The organism is Flavobacterium sp., assembly GCF_036405015.1.
GTDB lineage: Bacteria > Bacteroidota > Bacteroidia > Flavobacteriales > Flavobacteriaceae > Flavobacterium.
In genome coordinates this window covers 1-19347 of the sequence record NZ_DASWYK010000012.1, presented here as the reverse complement: position 1 = coordinate 19347, position 19347 = coordinate 1, and the positions used below count along the sequence as shown (strand labels likewise).

At 34.2% G+C, this 19347-nt stretch carries 13 protein-coding genes; 2 read left to right on the top strand and 11 right to left on the bottom strand.

Translation table 11 applies throughout. The features are described from left to right. Nucleotides 1–55: 55 nt before the first annotated feature. From VGE71_RS01000 to VGE71_RS00990, 3 genes are all read right to left on the bottom strand, one after another. Nucleotides 56–1399, bottom strand: coding sequence for a deoxyguanosinetriphosphate triphosphohydrolase (locus tag VGE71_RS01000; protein ID WP_331136637.1), 1344 nt, complete (start codon nt 1397–1399; stop codon nt 56–58). Nucleotides 1400–1745: 346 nt separating this feature from the next. Further along, nucleotides 1746–2330, bottom strand: coding sequence for an outer membrane beta-barrel protein (locus tag VGE71_RS00995; protein ID WP_331136636.1), 585 nt, complete (start codon nt 2328–2330; stop codon nt 1746–1748). 224 nt (nt 2331–2554) lie between these two features. Further along, entirely contained in the window at nt 2555–3136 is a 582-nt protein-coding gene (locus VGE71_RS00990; protein WP_144215587.1) for an outer membrane beta-barrel protein, read from the bottom strand. Between the two features lie 149 nt (nt 3137–3285). Between VGE71_RS00990 and gldA the strand changes: the two genes are divergently transcribed. Together gldA and VGE71_RS00980 are read left to right on the top strand one after the other, a co-directional pair. After that, nucleotides 3286–4182 carry a gliding motility-associated ABC transporter ATP-binding subunit GldA gene (gldA, locus tag VGE71_RS00985; protein ID WP_331136635.1) on the top strand — a complete coding sequence of 299 codons (897 nt, stop codon included), beginning with the start codon at nt 3286–3288 and terminating at the stop codon, nt 4180–4182. 380 nt (nt 4183–4562) lie between these two features. Beyond that, nucleotides 4563–6680, top strand: a complete 2118-nt coding sequence (locus tag VGE71_RS00980; protein ID WP_331136634.1) for an outer membrane beta-barrel family protein — start codon at nt 4563–4565, stop codon at nt 6678–6680. A gap of 371 nt (nt 6681–7051) precedes the next feature. Here the strand turns inward: VGE71_RS00980 and VGE71_RS00975 are convergent, their stop codons facing one another. The 8 genes from VGE71_RS00975 to metH all read right to left on the bottom strand — a co-directional run. Next, a complete protein-coding gene (locus tag VGE71_RS00975) occupies nt 7052–8215 on the bottom strand; it encodes a PepSY-associated TM helix domain-containing protein (RefSeq protein WP_331136633.1) in 1164 nt (387 codons plus the stop codon). Nucleotides 8216–8290: 75 nt separating this feature from the next. Continuing rightward, nucleotides 8291–9538 (bottom strand): DUF4374 domain-containing protein, encoded by a 1248-nt coding sequence (locus VGE71_RS00970; protein WP_331136632.1) that lies wholly within the window; start codon nt 9536–9538, stop codon nt 8291–8293. Between the two features lie 32 nt (nt 9539–9570). Next, a complete protein-coding gene (locus VGE71_RS00965; RefSeq protein ID WP_331136631.1) occupies nt 9571–11913 on the bottom strand; it encodes a TonB-dependent receptor in 2343 nt (780 codons plus the stop codon). A 293-nt stretch (nt 11914–12206) separates the two neighbouring features. Beyond that, nucleotides 12207–13616, bottom strand: a complete 1410-nt coding sequence (locus VGE71_RS00960) for a pyridoxal phosphate-dependent decarboxylase family protein (protein WP_331136630.1) — start codon at nt 13614–13616, stop codon at nt 12207–12209. Between the two features lie 82 nt (nt 13617–13698). Then, nucleotides 13699–14922: a dicarboxylate/amino acid:cation symporter gene (locus tag VGE71_RS00955; RefSeq protein ID WP_331136629.1), complete on the bottom strand. Its 1224-nt coding sequence runs from the start codon at nt 14920–14922 to the stop codon at nt 13699–13701. 112 nt (nt 14923–15034) lie between these two features. Then, nucleotides 15035–15688: a class I SAM-dependent methyltransferase gene (locus tag VGE71_RS00950; protein WP_331136628.1), complete on the bottom strand. Its 654-nt coding sequence runs from the start codon at nt 15686–15688 to the stop codon at nt 15035–15037. Nucleotides 15689–15833: 145 nt separating this feature from the next. Beyond that, a complete protein-coding gene (gene metF, locus VGE71_RS00945; protein WP_331136627.1) occupies nt 15834–16790 on the bottom strand; it encodes a methylenetetrahydrofolate reductase [NAD(P)H] in 957 nt (318 codons plus the stop codon). A 147-nt stretch (nt 16791–16937) separates the two neighbouring features. Beyond that, nucleotides 16938–19347 (bottom strand): methionine synthase (gene metH / locus VGE71_RS00940; protein WP_331136626.1); only part of this gene is annotated, 2410 nt, incomplete at its 5' end.

Here is a 19347-nt window from a genome sequence, read left to right as displayed (position 1 = left end):
AAAAAAGCTTCTTTAATTACTAAAGAAGCTTTTTTTATATTTTCAAGTGAATATTTTAACGCTTTTTCTGTCCTTGAATTGTTTCGTACAATTCCAATGCATTTCCGTCTGTTAGTAAGGAAACATAATGGCAGATATGCAATAAACGTTCATACAAATTACCTTTATCTAAATGATGCTTTTCTGGCAACATTTTCAAAATCAGTTTATCGTAGTTTGAAGCCGTTCCTTCGTATTTATTGTTGAATGCAGTAATAAATTTATCTAATAAAGTTTGAATGATTTGGTAACCAACAATTTCTTTCTCAATAACTTCACGACTTTGGTAGATTTTCTCAACACTCAATTTGATGATGTCGTTCATCTGAGCTTTATATTTGCTTTTATCTGTTAAAGCATAAGGAAATTTTCCAGCCAGAATTGCTTCTTCATTTTCAACAAAAACTTCTACAGCATCATTTATTAAAGAACCAATAGCAAGTGCACGCAAATAACTAATTCGGTCCTCTTTTGTTTCTAATGTTTTGTATTTGGCAACACCAATATTATCTTTTACCAATTTGATAAGATATTCTAAAGCATAATCTTCAGACACTAAACCTAGATTGATACCGTCTTCAAAATCGATTATGGTATAGCAAATATCATCTGCTGCTTCGACTAAATATGCCAACGGATGTCTTTCAAAACCAATATCATCTCCAGATTTAGATATCATTCCCATATCTTTTGCTACTTCTTCAAAAAATAATTTATCTGTTTGAAAGAAACCATATTTTTTGTCCGAAATATCATTTGTTGGTTTTTTAGGCAAACTTTCTTTTGGATATTTCATAAAAGCGCCTAAAGTAGCGTACGAAATACGAAGTCCGCCTTCAATTCCAGGACGACTTGCCGTAAGAACTGAAAAACCATTGGCATTTCCTTCAAAATCAATTAAATCTTGCCATTGTTTATCTGTTAACTGATTTCTATATTTCTGTCCTTTTCCAATCGAAAAATATTCTCCGATTGCTTTTTCACCAGAATGCCCAAAAGGCGGATTTCCGATGTCGTGTGCCAATGAAGCAGCAGCAACAATAGCACCGAAGTCATTCATATGATAACCGTGAATTTCTTTTAGATAAGGATACTTTTCAATGATTTTTTTTCCAACCAAACGCCCAAGCGAACGCCCAACAACAGAAACTTCCAAACTGTGTGTTAATCTTGTATGTACGAAATCCGTTTTAGAAAGCGGAATAACTTGTGTTTTATCTTGTAAACTTCTAAAAGCAGAAGAAAATATAATTCGGTCATAATCGACTTCAAATCCCAAACGAGTATCATCTTGTTCTACACGTAATCTTTTGCTTGTATCTCCCTGACGCCTTAAGGATAAAAGTTGTTCCCAGTTCATTTTATTATTTTAGATTGCTGATTTTAGATTTTAGATTGAGAATCTAGACCTCAAAAATACGTTTTTATTTTAGGATAATATTCAATAAAAACAGACCAAAGCTAATTTGCTTTAAAAGATAAAATGATTTGTTAGCCACGATCGGTATTATTTTTTTTGAAGCAGAAAATTTCGTTTTCAAAATACGTTCTGTCCCGTTATCCGTTATATCTTTTGTGGCAAACCCTGCCACAAAAAGATATCACTCCTACCGGGGCTAAACAAGAACTTTTAGTTTTCATAAAACCTTTAGAAAACAAAAAAGCGCTCCAATTGGAACGCTTTTTATTATTTACAAAATCTAAAATTAGAAATTCTTAGAAATTCCAATATTAACTGTTTTACCAAAATTGAAGCCAAAACTTTTCACATCTGGACCATCGTTATCAAAACTTAGTGATTCATATCCTAAACCTCCAATACTGAAGTTCAGACCAAATCCTTTTTTCATGTTAATGAAAAGCGCTGGAGTAATTCCTGCATAAAATCCATCTGCCTTGATTGTAGAACTATCTGTCCCATCATCAGTTGTTGTTTTCTGATTTTGAAAACCAGCTCCTAAGTCAGCAAATACTGAAAAAGTCTCATTTAATGGCATTGTATAACGCACAAATGCACCAAATTTATTAGCATTTAATTTTGCTTCTCCATTACTGTTCTCATCTTGCTGTTTTGAAGAAGACAATGTAAATTCACCTCCAACAGTCCAGTTGTCATGAAACTGGTAACCCACTCTTGGAGAAAATTCAAAAGCATCTGTTTTAAATTTGACTACACCGTAATCAACAGTTTGAGAAGTGTAACCAACATTTCCACCAACTAAAACTGTCCCCTTTTGGGCATTTGCAAAGCCAAATACTGACAATGCAAGAATAAGTAGCATTTTTTTCATAATTGATTAGTGTTTAAATTTTATAGTTATTTACCAACAACGATGCCATCAGAAAACAAAAAAGTAAGTACAAACCTATATTTACAATTAATTAATGAAGCCAAAATGCGCTCTTAACAAATACGACTTTTATTACAAATTTTGATGCGGTTAAATTTACATACACATAAAAAAAGCACTCCAATTGGGAGTGCTTTCTGAAATTGAATTTATAAAACTTAAGATTAGAAGTTTTTAGAAATCCCAATATTAAATGTTTTACCGAAATTGAAGTAGAACTTACTGTAATCCTCTCCATTATCATCGTAATTTAATGTTTCATATCCTAAACCACCAATACTGAAGTTAAGACCAAAACCTTTTTTCATGTTGATAAAAAGCGCTGGAGTTACATCTACATAAGCACCATCTCCTTTATATCTTACATAGTTATTAGCATTGATATACTCTTTGTTTTTTACCGTTTGGAAACCTGCTCCCATATCTGCAAAAACAGAAAAAGTTTGACTTAATGACTTAGTGTAACGTACAAAACCTCCTGTTCTAAATTTATTGTTTTTGTATTTTTCATCTGCATTATCAACATCAGTTGAGCTTAATGAAAGTTCTCCTCCAACTGTCCAGTTTTCGTGAAATTGGTAACCTACTTTAGGAGAGAAAGTAAAAGTACTTGCTTTTGCCTCACTAAATCTGAATTCTGATTTTTCAGAAGTGTATCCGATGTTACCACCAACTAAGATTGTTCCTTTTTGTGCGTTTGCAAAACTGCAGATAGCCAAAGCAGCCATCACTAAAATTTTTTTCATGATTTGGGTTTATTTTTAATTTTAGCATTCCTTTAACAATAACGATGCCGTGAATCAAAGGGTTGTTAATTTTTTTTAGAAATACTTTAGAAGGCAAAATGTAGTAATCGAAACTATTTCTCGTTACTTTTGTAACAAATAAAAAGTCCATGTCGATAGAAGTAAACAGCATATCAAAAAGTTACGGAGAGCAAAAAGCATTAAATGAAATTTCTTTTAAAATTGAGAAAGGAGAAATTGTAGGATTTCTTGGTCCTAACGGAGCCGGTAAATCTACCTTAATGAAAATTTTGACTACTTATTTACTTGCCGATAGTGGCTCAGCCCTTGTAAATGGTCACGATGTCATGACAAAGACAAAAGAGGTACAACGTTCGATTGGGTACTTACCAGAGCACAATCCATTATATTTGGATTTGTATGTTCGTGAGTATTTGGCTTTTAATGCTGACGTTTATAACGTGCCAAAATCACGAATTGAAGAAGTAATTCAACTGACAGGACTGACACCAGAAAGCCATAAAAAGATTGGACAGCTTTCTAAAGGATACCGCCAGCGTGTTGGATTGGCAAATGCTTTGCTTCATGATCCAGAAGTTTTAATTTTGGATGAACCAACTACCGGACTGGATCCTAACCAGTTAATGGAAATTCGCAATGTGATTAAAAATGCAGGAAAAAATAAAACTGTTTTTTTATCTACACACATCATGCAGGAAGTCGAAGCTATCTGCGATCGTGTCATAATTATTGACAAGGGACAAATTGTTGCAGACAATAAATTAGACCATTTGGTTAGCGCCGATAAAGAGCAAGTTATTGAAGTTGAGTTTGATTACAAAGTAGAAGAACAACTTTTAGCGAAGCTAGAAAATATTTCTTCGTACATTAATACACATGACATGACATGGGAACTAACTTTCATCACCGATAAAGACATGCGCCCTGCAATTTTTGATTTTGCAAATGAAAATGGTCTTAAAACTTTACAATTGAATCAGAAAAATAAAAACCTAGAGGCTGTTTTTAGAGAAATCACGAAATAGGTACTCAGTTTTAGTTACTGTTTTCACTTAGAAAAGCGGTTTGTTTTTAAATAAAACAAACCGCTTTTCTATTTTTCTTTCTTCTTCTTTTTACTAAAAATCAACAAATTAAAGGGTTTTGAATAAAAATATTTTCTATTTTTATTTAGACTTGTTATAAATAGTGTTATATTTGGCAAATCAAATTTTAAATGCCACGGTATGTTACTTACACTCCAAACCTTAAAAAAAACTATTTCTGTTGTTTTAAATCAAGCAATAAATCTTCAAAAAAGGTTTTCAGATCAATTAGAAAAAATTGTTCTACAATAAATTCTAATTCAAAAAATAACCAGATTACATTCTAAATACAATTTAGAATTTGCCAAATTATAAACAACATGAAAAATATTATAACATCCATTATGCTTGCTTTTTCGGTATATGGATTTTCGCAGGAAAAAGAAAAAACAGACAGCATTGTCGAAACGGCTATAAACGCACTAGATGAAATTGTGATTACAAAAAAGAAAGTTTTATATACACAAAAATCAGATCGTCTTGTTTTTAATGTAGAAAACAGTATCGTGTCTGAAGGTGGTACGGCACTTGATGTTTTATCACGTGCGCCAGGCGTTGTTGTATCTCAAGATGGCGATTTATCAATTCGCGGACAACAAGGTGTTGCGGTAATGATAAACGGTAAATTGACGCAACTTTCACAAAAAGAATTAGCTAATTATTTAAAAGCAACTACTTCATCAAACATTAAACAAATAGAGGTTATTACCAATCCTTCAGCAAAATATGATGCAGCTGGAAAAGCTGGAATTATTAATATCATTTTAAAGAAACCAAATGCATCAGGTTTAAAAGGAACTGCTTTTGCCAGCTATGGAAGAGGCCGAAAAAACAGAACCAATTCTGGTTTCAATTTAAACTACAATAAAGACAAATGGGGTGTTTTTGGAAATTACAGCTATACATTCCGTGGAGAAGAAGAACGTAAAGAGTTCAATCAAACTCAGTTTACAGATCTTACACGTCAGGAAATTGCGAGCAAGAATCACCAGACTTCGATTACAGATGAACCTTTAACTTCTAATAATTTCAAGATTGGAACACAGTATGAAGTTTCACCAAAAACCAATTTAGAAGTTTATGTCGATGCCAAAATCGGACGTTATCAAAACATGGCTGACGGAACCAATACGGTATTCAACACTGCCAATCAACCTATTTTTGATGCTTTGACTTATAACGACAGTAAAGAAAAATGGTTTGATTATACCTACGCTTTTTCGGGAGTTCATAAATTTAATACCGAAGGAAAAAACATGACTTTCGATTTTGAATATGAAACTTCTAAGTTCAGATCGAATCAATTTCAAAGTGCTAATAATACAATTAGCGCAACAACTGTAAATGATCGTCGTGGTTATATTCCGTCTCAATTAAGAGTTTTTACAGGAAAAGTTGATTTTGTAAATCCTTTAAAAGAAAAGCAATCTATAGAATGGGGTTTTAAAGGAAGCATTAAAAACAATGACAATCCTTCTGTTTACGAATATTACGACAACAATCAATGGTTAATCGATTTTAATTCGACGAATCATTTCGAATACAATGAGCAGATTTATGCCGCTTACGCGAATTATAAATATCAGTTGGAAAAATTGAACATTCAAGCTGGTTTAAGAACAGAATATACTGCGATTAACATTGATCAGAAAACGTTAAATGAACAGCATAAAGATGATTATTTGAAATGGTTTCCGAGTCTTTCTTTGAAATACGAGTTTACAAGCAATCATTCTGCTCACGCTTCATACAGTAAAAGAATCAACAGACCGAGTCAGTTTGATTTGAATCCGTTTCGTTTTTATGATGACTCGTTCAATTATTCACAGGGAAATCCAAACTTGATTCCGGAGATTACTCACGCAATGGAAATTGGTTATGCATGGAAAAGCAATTTTATGGCTTCTGTTTATTTTAACAGCACCAAAGATGTTTTCACGGAAGTGTACAATTACAATCCCGACACGAATACAACGGTTACCACTCAAATAAATGTTGACAACTCATACAATTACGGAATCAACATTACGAATACAACAGAATTTTACAAATGGTGGTCTGTGAATACTTTATTCAATGTTTTTGAAAATAAATTCATGGGAAATACATTAAACAGTAACACCATCGATCCAATAATGACTTTGAACGTAAGTGTTCAGAATTCATTTACGATAAGCGAAACTTGGAAAGCGGAAGGAAATGCTCAGTATCAATCAAAATCAAATCTTGGAGTTTATCAGAGAGATGCTTTTTTTGATTTCAGCATCGGAATTTCAAAACAGGTTTTGGCTAAAAAAGGAAGCATCAAATTGAATTTTACTGATGTTTTCAATACCAACAATTTTTACATTAAGTCTGTAGTTGCGCAAACGAGTATCGACAAAAGATATGATCTAGACAATCGTATTGCGACAATTGCATTTACATACCGCATTTAAAATTCGTTCTTTAAATACCTTGTTTTTTGTTTTTTTTTGTGTTAGTTAAGAGCCTGTTCCTTCAAACAGGCTCTTCTTTTTTTGTTTGTTTTTTTAGCCACGACCCGAGCGATAGCGAACAGGCGAAGCAATTCACGAATTTTTCTAATTACAGAACCCCTTAAATTACTCTCTCTTTAAATTTCACATATACAAATTGTTATTTAACTATGGGACGCAATTAAACACATAATCATAAACATTTGAAATCCTTAAAAATTAAATCTTAATCTGTTTTTATATAAATATAACCTTTCGATTAAAACCATAAAAAAAGTCTTTTCAAAGCTTATCTCACTTTAAAAAGACTCTTCAAAAACAATTGTAATTCCTTAGTTTTTCTTTGTTTTTTTCTTTCTTCCCCACCAGATATAAAAACCTGTGATTGGTAAACTGGCACAGATTAAACTCGCTGTAAAATAGAGGATTTTCGTTGTTATACCACCAATTGCACCTACATGAAGACTGTAATTAGAACGACTCATCCAGTCGTGGAATTTTTCGTCACCTATATATTTTCTTGAATTTGGAAGCAATTCTAAAGTTTTCTGATCAAAATATAAATCTCTCCAATTTCCGTTATGCATGTCGGTACAGGCGTAAAAATTATCTTTTGGCTCGTCTGGAAAATGAATGATGACAGCTTCGGTATTATGTTTTGCAATTTCATTTCTAACTTTATTAAAAATAATATCTGCAGAAGTCAGCATATCGTATTTAGGTTTTGAGAGTGTGTCTGGTTTTATTTCGGCTATCAATTCTTTCTTAGTCTTTTCATTAGAAAAACCTCCCGTAATCCAATACGTGCTCTCTCGAACCCAATGAAAACTCATAATTAAACCTGTCAATGCAATCAAAAACGCTAAAAGCAGTGAGTAAAAACCTAAAACATTATGAAGATCATAATTCAGTCTTTTAAATTTGGCACTCCATTTAATTTTAAAACTACTGTTGATGGTCGTTTTATTCCACTTTTTTGGAAACCATAAAATGATACCACTTATCAATAAAAAGAAGAAAATTAAAGTCGCCCAAGATGTTACCGTTGTTCCTATTTCTCTGCCGAGCCAGACATAACGATGGCCTTCATCAATTTCATGGAAAAAATCTTCATGATCGACCATTCCAGTAATTTTTCCATTATAAGGATTTACATAAATCAAAGAATCGGATTCTATATCCACTTTTATGGTTTTATCTAAGCCGTTATACCATACACCGTGAATGTCTTTTTCTGGCAAAGCTTTTTTTACCGCGGCATATATTTTAGAAGGCGGCAAAACTTTATCGGCGCTTTGGGCTTCGACTTTAAGCCACGGAGAAGTCATTTCTTTAATCTCCTGTTCAAAAACCAAAATACAGCCTGTAATTCCCATTATAAAAACTACAATTCCAGAAGCCAATCCGAGCCATAAATGCAACCAGGCATTGACTTTACTGAATGTGGATTTTCCTTTATTCGGAGGTTTGTTTAAGCGTTTTTTAAAAATATTCATTGCATTAATTTGTAAAAGCAAAATGGCCTGAGGATTATGCGAATAATACCTCAAGCCATTTTTTTATGTAAAAAATTAGTATGTAAGTTTACCGATTGTAGGCAAATAAAGTCCTTCTTTGATAAGCGCTCCCGCTTTTGCTACACCAGTTGCAACATCGATTTGGTAAACACGTGCTTCGTCTCCTGTAACAAAACTTTTGTATGCTTTTCCGTCTTCAACAAACAAACTTCCAACTCCAAAAAACTCATCTCCACCGTGGTCAGGCAAACCAGTTACATTAAGAATAGTCTGATTGGCTAAATCTAAAATTGCCGACTTGAAAATTGTTTTTGTATTTAAGAAACTGTAAACGGCATTTGTAGCATCATCATCGTTAGGAATATAAGAGATAAAAACTTTTTCTCCTCCTAATGGGTAAGCCGCAAGAACTTTTCCTTTTAAGGTACTTTCTTCCAAATTGAAGAAATAACCTGGATCAAACTTAGCATCTCCTTTTTTGATACGTAAAACTCCTGATTTAGCAGTTGTAACAGGATATCCACCCGCACGTGCATTCGAAGAAAATGTGTAAATATCTCCAGATGCTGTCTGAACAATTCCAGTATTGGTATAATACATTCCAATTGCAGTTGTTCTGGTATCTTTTATCGTTGTAACATATTCTAAAGAAGGATATTTGTACACTCTGATTGTGGCATCAGATGATAAAACTTTGTTTGTTCCGTCTGTTACATCTTTAGTATAAACTGGAACAAAAAGTTTATCTCCTGATACAGAAGCTCCAGTTGGCCAGTGTAAAACTTTTTTGTTTGCTGGGTCTACAGAAAAATCGTTAAACTTACGTCCTTCAACAGAAACAGTTGCAGGATTGTAAATCATAAGTTCATAATCTGATGAACTTCCGTCCCAAGTTGCTCCAATATTGATTAGTTTTTTATCATCTGTATAGCCAACTGCATAAGATGATTCGAAAGCTAATTTTCCGTTTTGCACTAATTTTCCTGAGCTGTTAAGATGAAAAGAAGCAGATCCTTCATCATCAGTACTCAAAGCAAAAAATGTATTTTCTATAGGGAAACAGCTTCCTGCTTGTTCGATTCCAACTCCTTTAGCGCTTATTTCGCCAGTCATTAACTGGTCTATAGAATTGAAATCAAGAATATACTGCGTATAATCGTCAAGCCAATAAGAGGCTACATATTTAGCTCCATTTACATTTGGTTCTGTTGAATCTGTTGAATCATTATCACTACTACATGAAAAAGTAGAAAGTGACAGACAAGCCAATGCAAAGCATTTTGCAAATTTGTTTACAAACATGATTTAAAGTATTAAAGGTTATTATAATTTAATTATTGAAGAAAATATCTGAACTTAACGGAAAAAGAACGACCTGGTTTTTGAACCTTGAAATAGTCGTAAACCTTTACATCGGTAATGTTTCTGCACTCAAAAGCCAGATTATATTTTCCGTTTAAGAAAGAATAAGCAATCATTGCATTTTGAGTAAACTGCTCCGGAATTGCCTTTTTAGTTTCTAAGCTTCCTAAAACCGGCCATGTCAGATAAAAATCGTCTATGTAATTTGCACTTGCGTTAAGAGAAAGTCGGTCTCCTTTAGATTTGATATTTTTAAAGTTGAAAGTCAAATCGGCATTTCCAAAAAAGATTGGAACGTTTGGCAATTGCGCATCATACAATGCATCCGGAATTGTTGTACCAGCTTTAAATTTGTTTTTATTGAGACTTTTTTGGTAAGTACCGTTTACTTCGAAAATTAGCAAATCTTTATAGCCATATCTTAGAACTCCATCAATACCCATTATTTGTACATTTTGAAGATTCTCAAAAACAGTTTTATCTCCATCTTGCCTTTCTCTGATAAAATCTTTTGCCTCTCTGTAAATCAAACTGGTTTCGGCACTAAAATGATTATGGGTTTGCTGAGTAAGAAATGCCAGTCCAAAATTGGCATTATCACTGCTTTCCGGTTTCATTCCGATATTGCTGTTGATTGTTAATCCGTCGCCCAGCATTTCCGTCGCCGATGGCAAGCGATAAGCATGTTCATAAGAAGCTTTTATCTGAAATTTGTCTGATAAATGATAAGCCGAACTCGCTCCATAACCATAATTGGTTGACGACGCAGATTGATTAATTGCATTAGAAACCATTTTGGTAGACAATTCATACATCTTACCAAAAGCAGAAATTGCAAGTCGATTGTCTAAACCGCTAAAATTGTAGCCAAAACCTAAAATACTTTTGTCAATAGTTGGTTCACCAAGGTCAACTATTTTTGCAAATTCTTCGGTTGCCTTTCTTTTGTATGCCAGATAGGTATAATTTAAAGCGATAGAATGCTGATCATTTAGCTGATATTTTAAATTGGAAGTTAGTTGCGCATTTTCCTCATCGTATACATAAATCGTTTTATTGCCCAATTCTCCTTTATCTCCTGCATTGGCAAACTGTCTGTAGACGTAATCTCCGGTCCAATCATAAACTCTCGAAGAAGTATCAATAGAACGATTGTTTACCAGAGCGTAGGTCGAATTTACATTCAAAGACAAACCTTTGGTAAAAAGATTGTCCTTTTTGTATTTCAAAGATGTGATAAAACTCTGACTGTCTGTAAAAGCCTGCCCAACGACTTTCTGCATGGTTCTTCCCTGCTGAATTTCTTTCTTATTTCCTGCCATTGCAAAACCAACAAGCAAATAATCTGCAAAACTTTTATTCTTAAATCCAGCTTCGGCCATTATTGTTCCTGACTTATAACCATCGTGAAAATGTCTATATTTCTGTTCAGGCAAGAATTTAGAAGTGTTTTTATCTACCACACTTACATCAACTTTATAATCGTTATCGGAGTAATTTGCAAATGCATTAATGTTGGCGATAAAACCATCTCTTCCAGAAAATCGAGTATTAACAGCAGCTCTATGCGTATTAAACGAACCGTAACTGTAAGAAGCATCAATGTAGCGGTTTACATTTTTGTTGGTTACAATATTAACCGCTCCGCCCAATGCGTCGGCACCTAATTCTATTGGCACAACACCTTTATAAACATCAATTCTTTCTGCCATATTCACCGGAATATTATTCAGCGTAAGCGCAGAACCATAACTATCCATAGGAATTCCGTCAAGGAAAAACTTCACTTGGCTTCCAGAAAATCCATTTAGGGAAAAGTTGAAGGCAGAACCCAATCCTCCATATTCGCGAATACGAACTCCAGTTGTTTTGTTCAACACCTGATTCAAATCTGCAGAAGTATTGTATACTTTTTTAAGGTCGACTGCCGTAATATTATAAGCTTGTTCTCGAACGCGCTGTACTTTAGATTTGCTTGTAACAGCCACTTCGTTTAAGGCAGCCATATCTTCTTCAATACTAATATTTTCAACTGTTTTACTGCCTGCTTTTAAAACTATTGTCAGCTCTTTCGTTTTAAAACCTATGTATGCAATCACCAATGTATAAGTACCCGGTACTGCGGTAAGTTTATATTCGCCTTGACTATTTGTTAGCGTTGCGTGAGGAGTTCCTTTCAGTGCGACCGAAACACCTTCTTCTGGTTTTCCTGAATTTAAAATGACTCCGTTTAGACTCGCTTTGTTCTTTTGTGAATACCCTTGAAGTGAAGTTAATAGAATTGTAATCAAGAGCAATAATCTACGTAATTGCATTATAATTTTTTGATTTTGAAAATTAAAGTGCTCCAAAAATAAGGCCTTCAGCAAGTTTTTACAAGTCTATTTTTTAATTATTCTAAATAAATATAGTATTTAACTTTTGAAAGAAGAAATCGATAAAAAAAATATAGTTTCTTAATAAAAAATTAAGATTAAATTAATATTGCCTTAAAATTTGCAGTAATAAAAGTTAAAGACTTTCGCATTCTTAACGTCAAAATCGAAAAAAAAGACACAAAAAAGCCCGCTTATCAAATAAGCGGGCTCTATTATAGTAAGGCGAAACTTTAGATTTGTATATCCAAAATGATTTTTTTCATTTCTTCAATCACCATTTTTATGTCATTTTCAGTTGTTCTCCAATTTACAAACGAGGCACGGATCCCTTTCTTATTCTGATAAAAAGTAGGTGTCATAAATACTTTTCCGGTGTCATTTAATTTAATTAGAAAGTCATTTACTTTGTCCTGATTTTCATTTCCTTTTAAAGTAAAACAAACATTGTTTAATCGAATTGGTGCCAAAAGTTCAAAATGTTCTTGTTCAATTAAAGCATTTCCGAAGTGAAGTGCCAGTAATGTGCTTTTTTCAATAATATCACAAAAACCTTCTTTTCCGTAAGCCATCAAAGAAAACCAAACCGGCAATGCTCTCAAACGACGTGAATTTTCTGGAACTACATTCAAATAATTAAAATTTTCTAAAGGATTTCCTAAATAGGGCGCATTGGAGTTTTGGAAAGTTTCGATTTGTAAATTAATATGCTCTTTTTTAACTAAATAAAAAGCACTTTCATAAGGCACATTCAACCATTTATGACAGTCAATCGTAATACTGTCTGCTCCTTCCCAACCTTCTACCAAATGTTTGTATTTTTCTGAAACAGCCGCAAAACCGCCAAAAGCGCCATCAATATGCCACCAGAAATTGTATTGTTCTTTTAGTTTAGAAATTGCTTTAAAATCATCGAAATCGGCTGTGTTTACTGTTCCTGCACTCGAAATTAGAATAAAAGGTTTTCCGTTTAAAGCTTTTATTTTTTCCTCCAAATCAACCAAATCCATTGCTTCTCGATTGCCTTCTATTGTTTTTACAACGGTATAATTCTGGCTTCCAATTCCTAACATCGATAATGATTTTACCGAAGAAGAATGCGGTGTTGCTGTTAGAATAGTAATGGTTTCTGAAATTCCGTTTTTAGCGAAATCTTTTCCAAACTGTTTTCCGAACCATTGTCTGGCAACTCCTAGAGAAGTAAAATTAGACATTGTTGCACTGGTTACAAATCCGCCCATAAACGAATCTGGAAGTTCTAATAATTGAAGCAATAAATTAATCGTTTCAAATTCGATTAAAGCTGAATTTCCTCCCTGCGATGTTACCGATTGCGTGTTTTGATCGTAAACCGATGCGAGCCAATCACCTGCCACAGAAGCTGGTGTAGAACCTCCAGTTACAAATCCCCAATAACGCGGTCCTGGCGAAGAAACTAATAAAGGCGATAATCTTTGTTTAAATTCTGCTAAAGCTCCCAACGAACCTAATCCAAGTTCGTTTAATTCTTTCTTGGGTTCAATAGAATAGTTATTTGAGGTTGGAAGGTTTTCGAGATTATTTAGGAAATCAATTCCCTGCTGTTTTGTTTTTTCTAAGATATTTTCAAAATCGTTTAGGTCTTGTTGTAATATTGAATTCATAAGTTTGTTGTATTAATTATTCTCACGCAGATTGCGCGAACGAAAGCAGATTAAAAAGATTTTTATTTTTTGTTTGAAAAAGCTACCACTTGGTTTTCTCGGAGAACCTCGAAACAAGCATTGATGAAATTACGTCGCCGTTAGCATTTAATAAAGTTGCAATTGGGTCAACTAAAGTTCCTAAAATCATGGCAACAGGCAAAGCTTGTTCCATCGGGAAACCATAAACGGTAATGGCTAAAACTTCTCCAATATAACCGCCGTTCGGAATTCCGCCTTCGACAATGGAAACAATTATGGTAATTCCTAAAGCTAAAAGAATCGTTGAAGGTTCTGTAAAATCTTTTCCAAACATGGCAAACAGAAAAGTAATTTTTAAGATGGATGACATACTCGAACCGTCTTTATGCAAAGGCGCTCCAAGCGGAATTACAAGATTCCGAACATGAGCCGGGATTCCCATTTTTTGTGCGGCATCCAGATTTGCGGGAATGGTTGCAATACTGCTACAAGTTCCTATTGCGGTTAAAGATGGCGTAATATTATTGCTCCAAAAAACTTTAAAAGCTCGTTTCCCGCCAGCCACAAGTGCATATAAACTAAAAAAGGTAAAGAAGTAAAAAACACAAGCCGCATAATAAACCGCCATAGGTTTTGCATAAACACCAAATAACTGAGGTCCGAAAATACCAACTTGATAAGCAAAATAAGCTCCTAAACCAATTGGTGCAAATTTCATAATGATGTTCAGCAATTGCTTCATTACTTCATTCCCAGAATCTAGAAAGCTTTTAAAAGCATTTCCTTTTTCTCCTGATTGTAACGTCGCAAAACCAATTAAAAATGAAAATATAATCAGCGCCAACATGCTTTTTCTGGACAACAATTCGAAGAAATCATTTGTCGTAACCAACTTTGCAATCTGATCGCCGACAGAACCTGATTTAATTTCTTCAAAAGGAACCTTCGCAACTGCTATATCTTGATGAATTGGAAAAAGATAAACGGCAAAAATCATAACGACAGCAGAAATAAGAATCGTTGAAAGGAAAACCAAAACCATAATAAAAAACAGTTTCCCCAACTTTTCTTTCTGTTCCAAATTGGCAATTGAAGAACCGATTGTAAAAAAAATTAAAGGAATAATTGCGGTAAAAAGCAGATTCAGAAAAATATCTCCCAAAGGTTTTATAACCTCAACTTTTTCTCCAAAAACTAATCCAAAAATACTTCCAACCATAATACCTCCAAGAAGTAAAAGGATACTGCTGTAACTTTGTAGAAAATTGATTTTTTTAGTTTCCATAAATTTTTAGAGAGACTACAAGTTGATATTTTTTTAGCCACAGATTTCACAGATTAACACAGATTTAAAAATCATTTGAAATCGTATAATCTGTGGCAAAAAATATAATAAATTATTTCTCCAGAACAATCGTAGTAAAAGCTCTGTCAACCAATTCGCCTGTTTTGCTTTTTACTTTTTCGGTCTGAGTTTCGGTGTAAACAATCTTGAAAGCTGTTTTTTCAATCAATTTTTGCGCTTTTTCGGTGCTATAAAGCTCAAATTCAAATTGCGTAAAAGGCAGTTTTTTCATGAAATCTTCTTCAGCAAAGGTCAAACAGAAATTTCCATTTGGTTTTAAAACTCTGTAGATTTCTGAAAGCAGTTCTTCTGGCTTCTGCCAAAAATAAATAGTATTTACTGTGAATATTTTATCGAAAGATTCGTCTTCAAATGGAATTTTGTTTCCGTCATAAAGCGAAAAGAACGCCTGCTTTTGAGAAACAAAATTTCTATTGATTTGGCGCGCTTCCTGAAACATTAGTTCCGACATTTCAAGTCCGTAATATTTTAGGTTTTCTCCTTGTTCGAAAAGAAATTCGACGTGGCCTGCGTTTCCGTGACCTAATTCTAGAATTTTATTTTCCTTTGAAATATTTAGATTTTGAATGGAATGTTTGGTCATATTGATGTTCGTTTCGTTCATCATATTTCCCATTTCAATTCCTTTTTCTCCTGATGGATGTTTTAATTGAGAAGCAATGGCTTGTAATTCTTCATTTTTCATGATATGAAAATTTTAAAAGTTCTAAATTAAGCAATATCTTAATTCAAATTCCAAATTTTGAAAATTCCAAATTCCAATTTTACAAACTATACTGGAATAACTTTGTCAAAGTTTAAAACTTTGACAAAGTTCTATACGCGTACAATTAAAAAACCTGACTAGCAATCTGACGAATATTCTCAGATTTACCCATTGAATAATAGTGTAAAAATGGAACTCCGGCTGCTTTTAATTCTAATGATTGCTGAATCGCCCACTCAATTCCGACTTGTTTGATTTCAGCGTTATTTTTGCATTTATCAACTGCATCGATTAAATCTTCTGGTAAATCGATTCTGAAGATTTGCGGCAAAACCTGTAAATGTCTTTGAACCGCAATTGGTTTAATTCCAGGAATAATCGGAATTGTAATACCCATTTCTCTTGCTTTTTCTACAAAGGCAAAATATTTTGAGTTATCGAAAAACATCTGCGTCACTACATAGTCAGCTCCTGCATCTACTTTTTCTTTTAATCTTTTCAAATCAGATTGCAAAGAAGGAGATTCTAAATGTTTCTCTGGATAACCTGCAACTCCAATACAAAAATCGGCTTTGTTATCAGCATCGATTACTTCATGCAAATATTGTCCGCAGTTTAAATCTTTGATTTGTTTTACCAAATCAACTGCATAATGATTTCCACCGTCTTTTGGAGTAAAAGATTGTTCATGTTTCATTGCATCACCTCGAAGTGCCATTACGTTATTGATTCCCAAATAATGACAGTCAACCAGCATGTATTCGGTTTCTTCTTTGGTAAAACCGCCGCAAAGCAAATGCGGAACTGTATCAACATTGTATTTGTGTTTTATAGAAGCGCAAATTCCAAGCGTTCCCGGACGCATACGAGTCAGTTTTTTATCCAAAAGTCCGTTCCCTTTATCAATATAAATGTATTCCTCACGAGAAGTCGTTACATCAATAAACGGCGGATTAAACTCCATTAACGGATCAATATTATCGTATAATTCCTGAATGCTTTTCCCCTTTTGAGGCGGAATAATTTCAAATGAGAATAATGTTTTTCCTTTGGCGTTTTCTATATGTTCTGTTACTTTCATTTTTAAAGTTATGAGTTATGAGTTAAGAGTTTTGAGTCTGTTCGTGTAAAAAAATCTGAAATCAAAAACTTAAATCAATTGTCTGCTTTATATAAATTATCATTTTGAGTTAAATCTAAAATCTGAACTCTAAAATCATAAATTAAATTAATCTGCTATATTAGGGTTTAACCATTTCATTGCGTAATCAAGCGGTACATTTCGGCGTTTGGCGTAATCTGTAACTTGATCTTCTTTTATTTTTCCTAATCCGAAATACCTACTTTTTGGATTTCCAAAATAATATCCAGAAACTGAAGAAGCCGGCCACATCGCCATACTTTCTGTCAGTTTCACTCCAATTTGTTTTTCAACATCTAAAAGTTTCCAAATCGTTGGCTTTTCTAAGTGATCCGGACAAGCTGGATAACCTGGTGCAGGACGAATTCCTTTATAATTCTCTTTAATTAATTCTTCGTTGGTTAAAGATTCTTCTGAGTCGTAACCCCAGAAATCTTTACGCACTCTTTCGTGAAGATATTCGGCGAAAGCCTCAGCAAAACGATCTGCAAGCGCTTTAACCATAATCGAATTATAATCGTCTAGATTCTTTTCGTATTCTGCAGCCCATTCATCAACTCCAAAACCAGTTGTTACACAGAAAGCTCCCATATAATCTTCGATTCCGCTTTCTTTTGGAAGAATAAAATCGGCTAAAGCGATGTTTGGCGCACCTTTCGTTTTTTGTGACTGCTGACGAAGCGTTAAGAATTTCTCCAGAACTTTTCCGTTTTCATCTCGCAATTCGATATCATCATCATTTACCTGATTCGCAGGGAAAATTCCATAAATACCTTTCGCTTTTAGTTTTTTCTCTTCTAAGATCACTTTCAGCATTGCCTGAGCATCATTGAAAACAGAAGTTGCTTGTTCGCCCACAACCTCATCTGTTAAAATTGCTGGATATTTTCCGTACAATTCCCAAGTTTGGAAAAATGGCGTCCAGTCGATATACGGAACCAAAACATCCAATTCTACTTCAATAGTTTGTGCTCCAATTACTTTTGGTTTCACTGGAGTATATTCGCTCCAATCCAATGGCAATTTGTTTTTACGTGCATCTTCAATCGTCAGGAAGTTTTTATCTCTCGAACGATTTAAGAACGTTTCTCTAAAAGAATCGTATTCTGCACGAATATCTGCTGCATATATTTTTCGGTTATGATCTAACAGGTTTCCTGCAACGGTAACGGCTCTCGAAGCATCGTTTACGTGAATTACAGTTTCTCTGTATTGAGGCGCAATTTTCACGGCTGTATGCGCGCGCGAAGTTGTTGCCCCACCAATCATAATCGGGATTTTAATATCTTGTTTATCTAACTCTTTAGCCAAATACACCATTTCATCAAGCGAAGGCGTGATCAGTCCACTTAATCCAATAATGTCAACTTCATGTTCGATTGCCGCTGCAATGATTTTCTCTGGAGGAACCATTACACCTAAATCTACAATCTCGTAATTGTTACAAGCTAAAACTACCGAAACGATGTTTTTTCCAATATCGTGAACGTCACCTTTTACAGTTGCCATCAAGATTTTTCCGTTTCCTTGTTTGTCGCCTGCTTGTTTACTTTCTTCGATAAAAGGCAATAAATAAGCAACCGCTTTTTTCATTACACGAGCCGATTTAACTACCTGAGGCAAGAACATTTTTCCGCTTCCGAATAAATCTCCAACGACATTCATTCCGGCCATTAAATTGATCTCGATAACTTCAATTGGTTTTGTTGCTGCCAAACGTGCTTCTTCAACATCTTCTTCAATAAAAGCATCAATTCCTTTTACCAACGAATGTGTAATACGATCCTGAACCGATCCTAAACGCCATTCCTGAACGGCTTTTTCGTCGCTTTTTACTTCACCTTTTACATTTTCTGCAAAATCTAAAAGTCTTTCTGTAGCATCGTCGCGTCTGTCCAGAATTACGTCTTCAACGTGTTCTAATAAGTCTTTCGGAATATCATCGTAAATCGTCAACATCTCCGGATTTACGATTCCCATCGTCATTCCTTCTTTGATAGCGTGATATAAAAATACCGAGTGCATCGCTTCACGAACCACATCATTTCCTCTAAAAGAGAACGAAACGTTACTCACACCACCACTGATATGTGCATGTGGCAAGTTTTCGCGAACCCATTTTGTTCCTCTAAAAAAGTCCAGTGCATTCAAACGGTGTTCTTCCATTCCTGTTGCCACTGGGAAAATGTTCAAATCGAAGATTATATCCTGTGGAGGAAACCCAACTTTGTTCACCAAAATATCATACGAACGCGCGCAAATTTCCACACGACGATCGTAATTATCTGCCTGACCTACTTCATCAAAAGCCATAACAATTGCCGCCGCTCCATAACGCTTGATTAATTTAGCGTGATGAATAAAGGCTTCTTCTCCTTCTTTTAACGAAATCGAGTTTACAACACTTTTTCCTTGTACTACTTTCAGACCCGCTTCGATAATTTCCCATTTCGAACTGTCGATCATAATCGGCACTCTCGAAATATCTGGTTCTGCA